This window comes from Peribacillus sp. P4_D6 (assembly GCF_056401795.1).
Genome location: NZ_JBFUIQ010000096.1, coordinates 1 through 14,951 on the forward strand (window position 1 = coordinate 1; position 14,951 = coordinate 14,951).

Consider the following 14,951-nt stretch of genomic DNA (forward strand, 5'->3'; position numbering starts at 1 on the left):
GCATATGTCCAGCCGAAATTAACCACTTTCGAAGGTTTTACAGGTTCCAAGATTTTCACGTCACTATATTTCAGCTCGACCCCGTCATACTTTATTTCCTTGTTGACAAGTTCAGCAAAACTGCTAGACAGTTGTAATATCATGTCATCCTCAACAATACCGTAATGTATATTGCCCTGTTGATTCTGATAGCGAACTATTTTTTGTGTTTTTTGTAGCACATGCATTATGAATAAACTCCTTTGATGATTAAGATTACCACAGATATTATAAAATCCGGTTCTACTATACTATAACATGCCTGTTCTTTTACGGGAAAAAAGAGCTCTCGTCGCGACTCCATCTTCTACTAAACCGACCTTTAGTTCAATAAGAAAATTATTTAACTATGTATTTTATGGAACCTATCATTTTTTATAATTTTATCTGTGCATTGCCTTATATAGGCTGCAATACATATTCCGATTGGCAGCCCCAGTAGTACATTCCCCATGAAATGTTTACACCCAAACTTGTATAATATTTTCTAAACAAATCCAGTCTATTAAAGACTTATTGCTTATTGATTATCTCAAAATATCAAAACTTTTGTACTGGTAATTCGTCCCTTTTCAGCCAACCCGCCTTGTTAGTGCCATAAGAAAAAGTGCCAACTTCTCTTTAATAGAAATTCAGCACTTCGTTTCTTTGTATACGTTATCGTGTCGCTTTAGGCGGTTGGCACACATCGCATTTACGTTGGTTATTATTTTTAAATTTCTTAAATGTCTTTTCAAAGTTGCTTCCACATGTACATTTAAATAGTAACTTTTGAGAAAAACCATGATATTCCGTCGTCAGCAACTTACTTTCCGAATTCTTCTCAACAAATTCTTTAATTTGACCAATCGTCCATTGTTTATTCATTCTCTTACACCTCCATATTTTATCGCTATGCGGAGGCTTTTCTAGGCATCCGTTCAAAATAGTAATTTTCGTAAGTTATTCATTATAACATGAGCCGGCACTCAATCAAACAACTCGTTTGTTGCATAACCAAAAGGAGCTGCTGAACAGCTCCTGGAAATGCACCCGTTAGTTCAACAAAATCACTTAGCCTTATTATGCAATTGAAATGACTCTTCAGAACCATCTCATTTTACATTTACTTTTATAACTTCGCCTTCACCTATTATTGCTCCATTTTCTGATCCACCTCTAATTGTAAATACTTTTTCACTAGGTGGTTCTTTGTATGCCTCAGTTTTAGTTCCGCTTGAAGTGGTTGTTTCATAAGTATATTCCAGGTTTTTCATGGAAGATAACTCTTTCAAAGACCCCTTATATTTTACAAGTTCATAGCTATCTTTGCTAGAATGAGTGGTTTGTTCGTTTTTCTCTCCCCATAATTCAGTTCCTTCATAAAAATATACAGCTTCCCAATGTTCGCTTTCTCCTGTAAATTGATAATTATGCTCAGTCATTTCCTCCGAATTAGTATCTTTTTTAGTGGTTTCCAAATTAGTGGTATCCGAATTAAAATCCTTGTTAGTGCTGTTAGATCCACAAGCTGTTAAAACCATCATTAAAAATAATACAGTAAAAATTTTCTTCAAATTAAATCCTCCTTAATGATAAAATTGAAGATTCGTAAGTGTAAAATAATCCATTTCCTTATGGAATTAACCTGCCCCGATGGTTCAATAAGAAAAAGAGCTGCCAAAAAGCAACTCTAAAGATAAAACCTCTTTTTTGTAATTAACCAATCGTCTTAAGAACATTTTTAAATTGTACGATATTGTTCTGTTCGCCGTCGTTCATCTTATAAACGAAAACGGTATTAATGACATTGTTAAAGCTTAATTTGTAAAAGTGAATGTTTGTATAGTTATATAAATCTATAAGCTTAGTATTCAATACTGCAATGGTATTACTGATTTGCAAAAAATCTTGGATACTGCTGATTGATTTTATTTCCTTTAATTTATATGGTATTTGATTATTCATAAGCCATTCGGTCACAGCTCTTGTATACATACAACCTATACTCAATACGAGCAATGTAATAGGTGTTTTCCAATCAAAATTGATGATATGGTCCTTACTTGAAATGATCTCGAATGTTTCGGATGCAACGATGTCATAAGTTAAGTCGGGATATTTCTTAATAGGTTCACTAATGAGTGCACAATCTAATTCAGAATTGTGCACTTTTTGGTTTATGGCATTACTGGAATCTACGGTGAAATCCACATCCATTTGAATGTCGTTCTTCATATTCAAAGTATTCGCGATATGGGCACCATAGATTTTCAAGGTTGTATGTGATGTGCCAAAATCCACTTTAGAGTTAGCTTGAATGGCACCAATGTTTTGTAAAAATTCTTCGTACTCTTGTGAAATAAGTTGAAGATAGTTTTTATACTGTATTCCTACGCTAGTGATTTTCAATCCTTGGGGCGTGCGTTTAAAAACAAGTTTCCCAATTTCCGACTCTATTTTTTTCACTTTAGCCGTAAGGGCGGATTGAGTATAGTTCGTGATTTCTGCAGACTTACTTAAATTTTGACGGTTTAATATTTCAATTTTCAATGCTATTTCTTTGATGTTCATATAGTTGGCACACCCTATAAAAAAAATTTATGAACCCTATCATTTTCCTCCATTTTACGCTTCTGGGCAGTCAGAGTAAACTCTAGTTAGTTAATAAGTAGGGGAGACTAGATAATGCTAGAAGCTAAAAATAAGAATTTATCCCACCGAATTATTATTGAACGATACATCAAGCATAGGGGGAGAATTTCTTAATGCATACATATTATAAATGGTTAATCGTATTGGTGGCCACGTTATCCCAAACTGCAGCAACCTTTGTGACATATGGCATGGGACCCATCGCTGCATTTTATCAAATTGAATGGAATTTAACACCACTTCAAACAGGCTTCATTGTTTCAGCGGTCAATATTGGTCCGATGTTTTCAATGCTGGCATTCGGTTACTTGATGGATAAAAAAGGGGAAAAACACATTATCGGGTGGGGGACCATTTTATTGGGTCTCTCAGCTTTAACGCTAGTTTTTGTTAATGATTATATTGTATTGCTGCTTTTATTATTGTTGGTCGGTATATGGTACGGAAGTGCTCAAACCGGTGGAAGCACGGCCATCGTAAAATGGTTTCCAAACGAACATAGAGGTCTGGCTCTAGGGATAAGACAGACGGGAATACCGCTTGGAGGATCTCTAGCCTCTGTAGTTTTATCCTATACATATTATCATTTCAATTTGTCATCAGTACATATAGTACAAGGAATCGTAGCAATAATGGGAGGGCTGCTCTTCCTAATATTATATAACGAACCAGAAAGAACGGGTAAAACGGGATCAACCTCGGTCGGGTTCAAGGAGAAAATGAGTGTCATCAAGAATAATAAAGAGTTATATCCGATGTATATAGTGGGTGTTGTGATGATGTCATTACAGATGATTATCATTGGGCATTTTATGAGTTATTTGCATAACGAAGGGGGCTATGCATTAACAGAGGCAGGAAAATATTTAAGCGTCGTTTTAATAGGTGGTATGGTTGGACGGGTAGTCATCGCATGGGCGAGTGATCAATTCTTTGAAGGTAAAAGGGAAAGATTATTGCTTATTGTGATGGCTGTTACCGTAATTCTTACAGTGATGCTGCCACTCATCCTGACTGTTGAAATGGAAATCTTGATGCTATTATTTTGTTTTCTTTTGGGTTTTGTAGCCATTGGTTGGTATTCCATTTTTATTGCTTGTATCACAGAGCAATCGGATTCACGTTTTATAGGTTTAACGGTGAGTTCAGCATTGACATTAAATCAATTATTCATAGTCATAGCACCCTCTTTATTCGGTTTAGTCGTTAATCTATTGAACAGTTATCAACATGCTCTATATTTGGCCGGAATATCTGTAGCTTTAGGAGCGATCAATTTATACAGAGTAAAAATAAAAAAAAGAACGGATCATGGGATCACCACAAAGTTTGATCAAATTAATACAAACAACCTTGATAAATGAATAAATAGAAAGGGCATGTTTTGAAAAAAGATTAATCAAAACATGCCCTTATACTATTTAATTGGATTATTGTTTTATAAAAGAGATTGCTCACTTTTGTGTTCCTTAATCAACTAACGCACCTGTTAGTTTAAGTACAAAATTTCACATACATTTTCAGTTAAATTAACCCCATACTTTTTCTATGCAAAAGCTATACCGTATTCACTGTTTTTTTAGTAAAGATCAGCAAAAAAAATAATTATTCATCTCCATTACCCATTGCTATACCAAGGCCTACTAAGCTTCCTGGACTTCTTTTTTTAAAAGCTTTTGTACGCTGCTTAAGCCTGGTGCATTAGAAGTTTATTAAAAAGTAAAATCAACTTTAGTACTTTATAAATAAGCGTGAAATAAAATAGTTACAATAATAAGTAATTCTAGACCAATAAAAGAGAGAGCTATTTTGAAATACTAGCTCTCTGCAATTTATTATGTTTATATAATTAAATGGATAGTACTCCGAACAATACACCAACAATTATCATAACTAATGCTGTACCTACCGCATACTTGGCTGTAAAGCGAATATGATCACCTATTTCTATACCAAGAAGCCCCATTAATATATAGATAGAACCTTGGAGTGGACTTAACAAGTGCAAGGGTTGTCCCAATAAAGAAGCTTGTCCAACTTCCATCGGATGGATACCGAAGTTGGCAGCTGTTTCTGCCATAATCGGAATAATCCCGAAATAAAAGGGAGCATTCGCCATGAAAAATGTAAATGGCATGCTTATAAGTGCAACAATGACTGTTAATTTTGGTCCGAGAGAGTCTGGAATAACTGCTATTAGGGTATCTGCCATCGCGCTAACCATGCCAGTACCATCTATAATCCCAGTAAATACACCTGCTGCAAATATCATGGAGACAACAGTTAATATATTACCTGCATGTGCGTGTAAGCGATCCTTCTGGTCCTGCAAGTTGGGATAATTTACAATCATAACGATGGCAAAGCCGAGCATGAATAACGCAGGCAACGGTAGGAAGCCCGTAAGTAAAGCTGCCAATACTAAAATCGTAAGGCCTAGGTTAAACCAAAATAATTTAGGTCGTTTTATTGATGAGTCCATTCCTACCTCAACTGCAGCAGCAATTTCTTCTTCGTTAAAAGCTTCAATATTGATAACTCCTAATCTCTTACGCTCACGTCGACCCAAGAAGTAAGCCACTCCTAAAATCCATAACACACCCGCAATCATAGAAGGAATGATTGGCAAAAGCAAGTCTATTATATCCACTTTTACCGCCGCCGTAGCTTGGGCAGCTGGTCCCCCCCACGGTAACAAGTTCATAACCCCCATCGCCAATGCAGGAATGCAGGCCAAAATGAGTTTATTCATACCCAGTTTATTATATAAAGGAAGAAAAGCTGTTACTACAATAAGGTAGGTAATAGTACCATCACCATCTAAAGCAACTACCAATGATAAAATTGCAGTGCCCAGTACAATTTTTAATGGGTCACCGCCTACCATTTTTAAAATTCTTGATACTAGTGGATCAAATAATCCTGTATCAATTAATACACCAAAATAAAGAATGGCAAAAATAATCATAATAGCAGTAGGAGCTATAGTCTCGAGACCTTTTAACATCATCGGTCCTAAATCCGTAAATCCTGCAATTAGCGCAAAAACGATTGGAACAACCGTCAGTGCACTGAACGCTGATAAGCGCTTACTCATGATTAAATACATAAATACCACAATCATGGCAAATCCCAGAAATGTTAACATAGTATGCCCCCTCTTTATCTTCCCTGAATTTTTAGAATACATGTTGAATACGTTATTTCGAATCATATATGAAAATTTTCTATAGTATAAGTTAGCACTGCTTAATGGACTATTAACATCATTTCATTGTAAGGGTTTACAAAATTGACATTATTGAATTCCCCTATAATTGTTGCTATGAACCATATCTTGAAGTACTAGTAATTATACATCCAATTGATCATTAGATCCGTAAAGATAATATTACCAATACGCTGGTATCTTGCTCTTTTAATAGTCTCATCTGATTTTTACAGTCTTAAATTATTCACTTAATTACACCTCTTTTTCATTTTAAATTTTTTTATGAATCACCACTTTAATTAAAGAGTGCTCATTACATGTAAGAAATTTTTCTAATAGTTAAAGTAACATAAAGATCATTTATTACCTTTAAACAAAAAAACACAAAAAGATAACGTTTTCAAAAACCCTTAATTTTAAAAGTAAAGCAATATTCGGTGATTCTTAGATTCCAATAGTCATTCAGCATATTATAATAATTACTTTTACTGAAATATTCAGACATATACTGGTGAATATTTTTAACAAAACCAGAAATTAGAGAAAACTAACTATATCCCTAAGAAATAATGTCCTTTTTTGTAGTAATATTTTTTACCTTTATAGTTTATGTTGTAATATTTTTAACTATTAAAAGCATACTATCATGGATGCTTATTAAAAGTAAACCTTTTTTTATCAAGCAGAGAGTAGATGATGGTGAGTAGGATATCTGGTTAAGAAGAAATAAAAAGGTGATAGGAGCAAGGATTCAATTGAATCCTTGCTCCTATCACCTTTTAAATTTAATCACTATAGTGATAATTCATTTTGGTAAGAATTGAATTAATTTCATCAAGACGATTTTTGGTTTTTTCAGGATAATTGATGGCTATGGCGCTTACAAGATAATCTGCTACAAGCATAGATGCTATTGGTGAATTATGAAAAGCGATACTACTAGAATTACATGGCAAGACTAAATCTGAATACTTAACTAGAGGAGAAGAATAACTATCAGTAATAGAAATAATTTGTGCCTTATTGTCTTTAGCTGCCATCGCGAATTCAACAATTCTTCTAGCGTATCTTGGAAAAGAGGTTGCGATGACTAAATCCTTCGAAGTAAAATTAATTCCTTTATCAACCCAATCGCTTAAATCAGCAACAATCAATTCACAGTTTCCAAGTAGACGATTAAGTCCAAAAGTTAAATGTTGTGCCACTGGTAATCCACTTCTCACACTGGTACAAAATATTCGATCTGCAGACACAATCATTTCCACCGTTTTATTTAAACTCTCCGTGGAAATCATCTCTACTGTAGATTGAATATTATTGAGTTGACTTTCTGCAGAGCGAATCCACAAATCACTTTCATTTAAATCTTTCAAATTTGCCTCTAATCTAATTTGAGGAGCTGCTCTATTACGTAAAAGTTCCTGAAGTCCTTTTTGAAATTCAGTATATCCCGAATAATTCAGACTAAAAGTCAATCTCATAATGGTGGTAGTACTAGTTCCTACAATTCCAGCCAACTGATCAACGGTTAAAAAAGCGACATCTACAGGATTTTTAATAATATAGTCCGCAACTCTTTGTTGTGTTTCTGTTAATTCTGATATCTTGTTTTTTAATTTTAATATTGGGTTTTCCATAAGATTCGCTCCAATTGAACATATTATAGTGTAAATTTTATATTTTTTTATTGCAATAAAGTATTTATTACGATATTTAATTGAATTTTATCATTTTTATTTATTAATGTAAAAAAGAGTCCCTTAATAAGAGTATTAATAATTTCCTTACCTGAAACTTCTAGAACGTATCCATAAACGTATGCATGATTACTTCATAAGTAGTAAATAAAATTAATTTCTTTTAGCACTTCGGAATAAATGAGCTAATAAAGGTGATTGAACCTTTCAAGTTAACAATCTAATTCGCTTTCTTTGTTCTTAAGCCCTTTTTCTTCTTAAAATTCAGTTTCTTTTCAATGTCATTAAAAAAAGGGTTTACTTTAATAAATAACGCTGTTAGTATACATTTAAGTTATTAGTAATAAATATTACCCCCAAACAAGTTTTAGTAATATTTATTACTCTAAAACTGAAGTTAAGAAAAATAGTGGATTTTCCAATGACCTACAAATCTTTTTTTGTCAATAAACTTAGAAAAATAACGTGACAAAGTGTTGAAGAGACAGGAAATACACTAAAAATTATGTAATTTTTGAAAGCGTTATCTTAGTTGATTGTACAGCAAAGATAACAAGTTACATTTAGTAGCTAATTGTTTAGTTAATGGAAACATAAAAAAGTAAAAGGAGTGCATGTCATTGAGTAACTTAGCACCGTTATTGTCGGAAGAAATTATCGAAAGAGCAAAACGTCTTAACACTACACTTATATCAGATGCGATGGGATGTACAGGTTCTATGGATTATAAAATAAAGCCTGTAGCACCAGGTATGAAAGTAGTTGGTACTGCTCTAACTGTAAGCTTAAGACCTGGAGATAATTTGTTCCTTCATCAAGCTATCTATGATGGGAAAGAAGGTTATGTATTAGTTGCGGATGGAAAAGGACATACTTCAAACGCCTACCTTGGAGAATTGATGGCAGGAGCTGCGAAAGCCATTGGACTTGAAGGAGTCATCATTGATGGATTAGTTCGTGATAAAGAAACACTTAGCGAATTAAAATTCCCTATTTTTGCAAAAGGATTTATTCCAAACGGTCCTCTTAAAGATGGTCCTGGTGAGCTTCATAAACCTATTTCTTGTGGAGGGGTATCCGTAATTCCAGGGGATTTGATCATTGGTGATGATGATGGTGTTATTGTGGTTCCAAGAGACAAGATTGAAGTGGCTCTTTCTAAGGCAGAGAAAAAACTAGATTATGAGAAAACGCGCATAGAAACCATTACAGTTTATGAAACAACCCGCAAGCAAGGCAAACCAGAAGGAAGCATTGAACCTCCTTGGTTGAGAGAACAAATAAAAGCGTATGGACTATAAAAAGAAGGGAGAACTTTAGAATGAAATTAGGTTTTATTGGATTTGGAGAAGCAGCCTTTGAATTATCCGTCGGATTAAAACAAGAAGGTTTAGAAAAGATCCTGGCTCATGATGTCATGTTAGACCATCCTACTTTCGGTCCGCAAATAAAAGAACGGGCTATACAAGCGCAAGTGGAGCTTCGTTCTAATCCCGAGGGCGTATTAAATGAAGTTGATGTAGTCATGGTAGCAGTACCAGCAGATAAAGCTTATGAGGTTAGCGAAGTGTTAAAACTTCATCTGAAGAAAGATTGTATTTACGTTGATGTATCGGCTTCGACTCCTGTAGTAAAACAAAATATTAACAAAAACATTCAAGAAAAGAATGCATTTTTTGTCGACGCAGCAATGTTAGGGCCCTTACCAGTTTATAAACATAAAGTTCCTATTTCAGCAAGTGGCAACGGAGTGGATCGGCTTATCGCATTAATGACTCCATACGGCATGGATATAACTAAGGTGAGTGAGAATCCTGGCGACGCTTCTGCTATAAAACTAGTCCGTAGTATTTATATGAAGGGAGTAGCCGCCCTTTATCTAGAGTTGTTAGAGGCCGCCCATGAATTTAATATAGAAGAATTGGTTTTAGATTCGATAAGTGAAACGATGGATAGCAAGAGCTTTAAAGAAACCATGAATCGATTAGTAACGGGAACGTCTATTCATGCATTAAGAAGATCAATTGAACTAGATGGTTCTATCCAAATGTTAGAAGCTTCTAATCTTAATTCAGTCATGTCTAAGGCAGCAAAAAACAAATTAGAAAGATTAGCTACATTCAATTTGAAAGAGAAGTTTAAAGGTCAAAAACCGGATTATTGGTTAGAAGTCATTAAAGCATGCAAAGAAGAGAATACAATTGTAAGTAGTTAAATGAAATAAGCTATATTACTATTATGGGGTACCACCATTGTTACATGGTCCTTTGTGCTTCGAATCAAAAACACCGCCCCTTGGCTTTTACATTATCTACCTAAGAGAATATTGATTTTTAGTGTGACAATTTTTTGTGATGGTAAATTTGTTTATTTCTCCAATGCTATTGCACAAAACAGAGCAACCCTTCGAAGATGGAGATTTTATAACTGAACTTCAATTTTCAAGACCCAAATTATAAAAACCTTAATAAATAAAGGAGAGCACATATTAACCATTTATAATATGTACTCTCCTTTTTTCTTTTAGTGAACTAAACCAGCTAATAGGATGTCAATATCTTTCTCTAAAATTTTCATTTCCCTTATGATATACTATTTTTGTTCATGACAAATAGCCCTCCAAAACCCTTTTGGAAGGCTTTTTCTCTGTTTCACAAAATCGTTAATCAGGCTAAATCTAGGAATGCTTCTTTTCTCTTTAATAAAGCGTAAATCCAATGAAGCAACTTATTCATACAGGCAACGATTGACACTTTGGCCGGTTTTCCTTCTGATTTTTTCTTATCATAGAAGGCTTTAAGCTTTTTGTTCCTTGAACTTCTTATGCCGCATAGTACGGCAAGATACAGAGAATGACGTAATCTACTTGAACCTCTTTTAGTAATACGGTTAATGGTTGCCGTAAACTTACCCGATGAGTGAACACTTGGATCTACTCCAGCGAAGGCAACCAGTTTTTTCGGATGATTAAACCGATCGATTTCACCAATTTCAGAGATAATCGTGGCTGCGATTTTTTCTCCTATACCGGGAATCGATTGGATGATCTTATACTCTTCCAGTTCATTTGCCAGGGCCACTATTCGATCTTCCAAATCAGAGAGGTGCCCCTGGTAATGAAAAAGCAACTCAATATACATCCGAAGATTGATTACGTGACTTTGATACACGTTTTTTTGGAATGGATTTCGAGATGCGGAGTCCATTATTTTTTTTTGCTTTTTCCCATGCCCATTGACCCGATCGGCTAGGACAGAACTCTATAACACTCTCTGCTAGTTTACTTTCCCCGGCTGTTAATACCTCCTCTGAAGTGGGATATTCCTTTAAGATCAATAAAGAAACCCTTGAATATAGATCCCCAAAAACCTTCCGGTATTCWGGAAACACTTGATCTAAAATGGTGTGAAACTGAAGTTTAGCTTCCACATACATATTCGTTACGATTTCCTGTTGTCTGGACAAATTCCGAAGGTCTAATAGCTGAATTCCTCTAATTTTATGAGGTTCTAAATCCTCTTTGTAATACAGCACACACAACTGGTAYGCATCGATAGCGTCCGTTTTCACCTTCCGTAAGCTGGACTTCTTTGCCTGATAAGAAATAATCGGATTTAGTAAGATATATGKAATCCCTTGTTCCTCCAGGTATTGAATAACAGGAGAATGGTAATGCCCTGTAGATTCTAAAATGACCATAGGCATTTGCCCTGYCACCTCTTCAATTTCTTTTAGAAATTCTAAAAAATGATCTAACTCCTCTTTGATATGCTTCATTGAAAAGCTCTTCCCATACGGTTTAGATTGATCTAAAAATGCCTGAACTKGGCTCTCTCCTTTTGCCACATCCAGACCAACAACTGGATTCATTGTTTTTTCCTCCTCTACTTACTTACTTACTTACTTACTTACTTACCARCACCCCTAGTCCTCCATGTAGTGTCATAGCTTCGCTTGTTATWCGRGATCTRCGTCCCAACCAGCCTCAAACATGTTTCTACAAGTAGGGGGCGGACAGTTTAGTTCACGGGATCAAGTCCCACGCACCCGTACGTMCTACCYTGGCTACTGATATAATAGATTCTATTAAAAAAAGGTCAACCAGTAAAAACTGGCTAACCTTATAATACGAACGCACCCGTTAGTTTAAGTACAATCTTTTTTTCCTTTTTGCCTACTTGCTAAATTCAGCAAGTAAAATATTTTTAAAAGGATTAGGACTGTTATCCCTACCCAAACTGTTCAAACTGACGACCAACGTATGCTTGCCTCCAAGTGTACCTCCAGCAATAGTAGAAAACCCTAGAATGCCACCTGTGTGTCCCCATATCGAGACACCGTTTGGAAGCTTGGTTTCAAATATTCCAAGACCATATCCATCAATTCCTGCTCTTCCTGTAGGAACTGTAGTAAGCATTTGTTTTAGTTGCTGTTCCTTCAGTAATTTGCCACCAAGCAAGGAAGAGAAGAATTTATTTAAGTCGTCAGCAGTAGAAATCATATCTCCAGCCGAGCTACCTGCACTTGGGTTATAATAGGTAACGTCTTTTATCTCGCTTGCTTCGTCTGGTTGGGAATATCCCCGAGCGTGCTTGGTGCCTGGAATAACGCTTGAATTTCCTGGTAGGAATGTCTCCGACAATTCAAGCGGTTCAATAATCCGATTTTCAATCTCTTCCGCGTAGCTGTTTCCGGTTACTTTTTCAATAAGAATACCCAGTAATACGTATCCTGTGTTTGAATAGGACCAGCCCTTTCCTGGGTCAAAGTCTGGGGGCAGTGAAATCCCCATCTTCACTAGTTCTTCAGCCGTATACGATTTTTTTGTATCCATAAAATCAGCGTCTTTTGACCTTGAGTATTCAGCGATACCACTTGTATGGTTCAATATCTGCCGGATGGTAATCTGTTTATCATTATATCCGTTTCCTTGAATGACACCAGGCAACCATTTTTCGATGGAGTCGTCTAGACTCAAGCGGTTCTCTCCAGCTAATTGAAGTACAACCGTTGCGGTGAACGTCTTCGTCACGCTGCCAATGCGGAAACGAAAATCTGTTTTCATTGGTTTCTTGGTGCTCAGATTCGCTACCCCAGCGGCATAACCCCACGTTTTTCCATCATCGGAAGTTTTAGCAAGTATCCCTGGGAATCCAAGTTGCAATGTATCCCGCATTGCTTGCTTGACGGAATTATGACCTCGTTGAGTGCTTGTTTGTAACGAACTAGATACATTTTGAGTAGGCTCTACTTTTGCAATGGAGGGTTGCGATGTGTATAGCAGGGAACTTCCCGTTATTAATAGGGCCAGACTTGCAAATGTAAATTGACTACGAATTTTCATAAGGCATTCCTCTCTTTCTATTAAAATTGTATGGGTGGTTGCTTGTTGCTCCATATGAATCACACAGCTATACTTTGCATAAAATGACTATCCTCGTCTTCGTCTTGATACTCATCATTCTCATATTGATTTTCAATGTTCTTTTTTATAAGGAATTGCTCCGTTTCTTTTACATAATTTTACCATAAAACCAAATAATTAGATTTAAATATCATTTTTCTATTCTCATGGTTTAGTATTTATTGCATAGTTCGAATACAATATGCTTGATGAACTATCCTGCCCCGTTAGTTCCATAAGAAAAAGCGATCCTTCTTAATGAAGACCGCATCCGTTAGTTGAAGTTCAAGGATATGTTTTTATGTGCTTATAATTTATTAACTCACCCCTTGTATCTACAACAACCTCATCTATTCCATAACTATTATGAGCATCATAATAAGGGTGGACTTTTAGAGTTATCTCATATCCTCCACCAACTCCGTACAGTTGCTTAATTTTGATTATTTCTGTGTCATACGAAGCCCAAGTAAGATTACTTGGTGCATCTTTATCATTTTTATATATTTCAGCAATTGCTTTATCTACTGGTTGTCTAAGACTATTTATAAGTGCATATTTAAGTGTTTCACTTAGTTCCGTATCAGCTTCATTTATTGTTTTTGAATAAACTGGCTTATTAGAGCTTATTAAGAATATTGCTATCAAAAGCATTACTGCGAAATTTTTCATTTCATCACCCATTTTAGTTTCCTAAGAACTGTTAAGTTTTATTCAATTATTTTCCCCAGATAGTGAATAAAGAAAAAGCTGCCTTATAGACAGCTCCGATCTCCAGCTAACGCATCTGTTTGTTCAACAAGAAAATCAAATCACAAAAATCGTTAGTAACTATCTAATAATTTCTTCGCTTCCGTTTTCTGCTTCTTTCTCATCCATTTCCTTATCTTCTAGCCATTGTTGATAATGGATTATCTCATGAGCCATGCTGCTTAAAATTGCCCATAAAGCATCATTTTTTCCTCTTTCTGAAACTAATTCTTCATAATCACTTGTTGCAATTCTTATGTATGGTTCAACAGTTTTATCATAAGGTGCAAAAAAAAGTAGCACTTGCCAGTTCTCTTGTATCTCTCGTTTTAAGTTGATAATCCGTTTTTAGATATACAACAACCCTTATAGGAAATTCCATATATGTACGCAACCAAACCGCAAAGCTTAAGCACGTCCGTCTTACTGATGGATTTACATCCTTTTCACATTTGACTCTTAATCCTGAGCGAAGATATTGCAAATCATTTGTTTTCATAATCGCTTCTGAAACCCTTCCTTGCGACCCGGTGACTTCAATGTTTTCCTCTGCTCTCTCTTCTAAATCCACAGATGGTATTAATTTCAATTAATCATTGCCTTAATTTATTTTGAAATCTATGTATATAACTCTTAACAATATCAAAACCTATGACCAGCAACACATTATATTCATAGGAGCTGACAACATGGCTAGAAATAACAACAATAATCAATTAGTAGTTAATGGTGCAGAGCAAGCTCTAGAACAAATGAAATACGAAATCGCTAGTGAATTCGGTGTTACACTTGGCGCTGATACAACATCTCGTGCAAACGGATCTGTTGGTGGAGAAATTACAAAACGTTTAGTGCAAATGGCTGAACAACAATTAGGCGGAAGAACTCGTTAATCGAAATCATATGTATTGTTAGGGATAGTGATTGGACTATCCCTAATTATAATTCTCCAAGTAGTCCTGAAAATGGTGGGTAGTATCTTCATTATAAAAGTAATAAACATGTTCTATCCCTAATACTTCCCTTTGAGCTTTTCTAATCTTAGATAATAAGTTTATGTAATCAACCTTTTCTAAGTCATTTAACTCGTCAAAGCACTTAATATGGCGTTTAGATGCTAAAATTACTAAACCTTTAATGGGATATGCAACGTCTTGGTGAGCATGAAAATATTCAGTTTCGACTATTACACCACCATCCGGTTCTATTTCTCCAC

13 protein-coding genes and 2 pseudogenes are annotated in these 14,951 nt (G+C 35.3%); 4 read left to right on the top strand and 11 right to left on the bottom strand.

Annotation, left to right across the window (positions count from 1 at the left end; all coding sequences use genetic code 11):
- The 4 genes from AC1DVB_RS20420 to AC1DVB_RS20435 form a co-directional block, all read right to left on the bottom strand.
- Positions 1-227 (bottom strand): DUF2437 domain-containing protein (locus AC1DVB_RS20420; RefSeq protein ID WP_477590700.1); only part of this gene is annotated, 227 nt, incomplete at its 3' end.
- A 469-nt stretch (positions 228-696) separates the two neighbouring features.
- Positions 697-906, bottom strand: a complete 210-nt coding sequence (locus AC1DVB_RS20425; protein ID WP_034304456.1) for a hypothetical protein — start codon at positions 904-906, stop codon at positions 697-699.
- 227 nt (positions 907-1,133) lie between these two features.
- Positions 1,134-1,595 carry a hypothetical protein gene (locus AC1DVB_RS20430; protein WP_477590702.1) on the bottom strand — a complete coding sequence of 154 codons (462 nt, stop codon included), beginning with the start codon at positions 1,593-1,595 and terminating at the stop codon, positions 1,134-1,136.
- A 142-nt stretch (positions 1,596-1,737) separates the two neighbouring features.
- Positions 1,738-2,592, bottom strand: coding sequence for a LysR family transcriptional regulator (locus tag AC1DVB_RS20435; protein WP_057276456.1), 855 nt, complete (start codon positions 2,590-2,592; stop codon positions 1,738-1,740).
- Between the two features lie 194 nt (positions 2,593-2,786).
- On the opposite strand from AC1DVB_RS20435, the gene AC1DVB_RS20440 reads away from it, so the two are divergent.
- Complete coding sequence (locus AC1DVB_RS20440; RefSeq protein ID WP_052137150.1) at positions 2,787-4,037, top strand: MFS transporter; 1,251 nt, start codon at positions 2,787-2,789, stop codon at positions 4,035-4,037.
- A 485-nt stretch (positions 4,038-4,522) separates the two neighbouring features.
- Here the strand turns inward: AC1DVB_RS20440 and AC1DVB_RS20445 are convergent, their stop codons facing one another.
- Both AC1DVB_RS20445 and AC1DVB_RS20450 read right to left on the bottom strand, forming a co-directional pair.
- Positions 4,523-5,821 (bottom strand): CitMHS family transporter, encoded by a 1,299-nt coding sequence (locus AC1DVB_RS20445; protein ID WP_239859457.1) that lies wholly within the window; start codon positions 5,819-5,821, stop codon positions 4,523-4,525.
- An 848-nt stretch (positions 5,822-6,669) separates the two neighbouring features.
- On the bottom strand, positions 6,670-7,521 hold the full coding sequence (locus AC1DVB_RS20450; protein WP_251542115.1) for a MurR/RpiR family transcriptional regulator: 852 nt from the start codon (positions 7,519-7,521) through the stop codon (positions 6,670-6,672).
- Positions 7,522-8,201: 680 nt separating this feature from the next.
- Here AC1DVB_RS20450 and AC1DVB_RS20455 point away from each other — a divergent pair.
- On the top strand, positions 8,202-8,882 hold the full coding sequence (locus tag AC1DVB_RS20455; RefSeq protein ID WP_477590705.1) for an RraA family protein: 681 nt from the start codon (positions 8,202-8,204) through the stop codon (positions 8,880-8,882).
- A 20-nt stretch (positions 8,883-8,902) separates the two neighbouring features.
- Positions 8,903-9,796, top strand: a complete 894-nt coding sequence (locus tag AC1DVB_RS20460) for a prephenate dehydrogenase/arogenate dehydrogenase family protein (RefSeq protein WP_283901949.1) — start codon at positions 8,903-8,905, stop codon at positions 9,794-9,796.
- 451 nt (positions 9,797-10,247) lie between these two features.
- Here AC1DVB_RS20460 and AC1DVB_RS20465 read toward each other — a convergent pair.
- The 4 genes and pseudogenes from AC1DVB_RS20465 to AC1DVB_RS20480 form a co-directional block, all read right to left on the bottom strand.
- Positions 10,248-11,451 (bottom strand): annotated as a pseudogene (locus AC1DVB_RS20465) (IS110 family RNA-guided transposase).
- A gap of 304 nt (positions 11,452-11,755) precedes the next feature.
- Entirely contained in the window at positions 11,756-12,925 is a 1,170-nt protein-coding gene (locus tag AC1DVB_RS20470) for a serine hydrolase domain-containing protein (RefSeq protein ID WP_239859374.1), read from the bottom strand.
- Between the two features lie 345 nt (positions 12,926-13,270).
- Complete coding sequence (locus tag AC1DVB_RS20475) at positions 13,271-13,669, bottom strand: DUF3888 domain-containing protein (protein WP_328119339.1); 399 nt, start codon at positions 13,667-13,669, stop codon at positions 13,271-13,273.
- 147 nt (positions 13,670-13,816) lie between these two features.
- On the bottom strand, positions 13,817-14,038 hold the full coding sequence (locus tag AC1DVB_RS20480; protein ID WP_328098142.1) for a hypothetical protein: 222 nt from the start codon (positions 14,036-14,038) through the stop codon (positions 13,817-13,819).
- Positions 14,039-14,424: 386 nt separating this feature from the next.
- Between AC1DVB_RS20480 and AC1DVB_RS20485 the strand changes: the two genes are divergently transcribed.
- The gene (locus tag AC1DVB_RS20485; RefSeq protein ID WP_034315006.1) at positions 14,425-14,628 is read left to right on the top strand and encodes an alpha/beta-type small acid-soluble spore protein; all 204 of its coding nucleotides are present in this window, start codon (positions 14,425-14,427) and stop codon (positions 14,626-14,628) included.
- A 57-nt stretch (positions 14,629-14,685) separates the two neighbouring features.
- Here AC1DVB_RS20485 and AC1DVB_RS20490 read toward each other — a convergent pair.
- A pseudogene (locus AC1DVB_RS20490) lies at positions 14,686-14,951 on the bottom strand (HIT family protein); the annotation flags it as partial.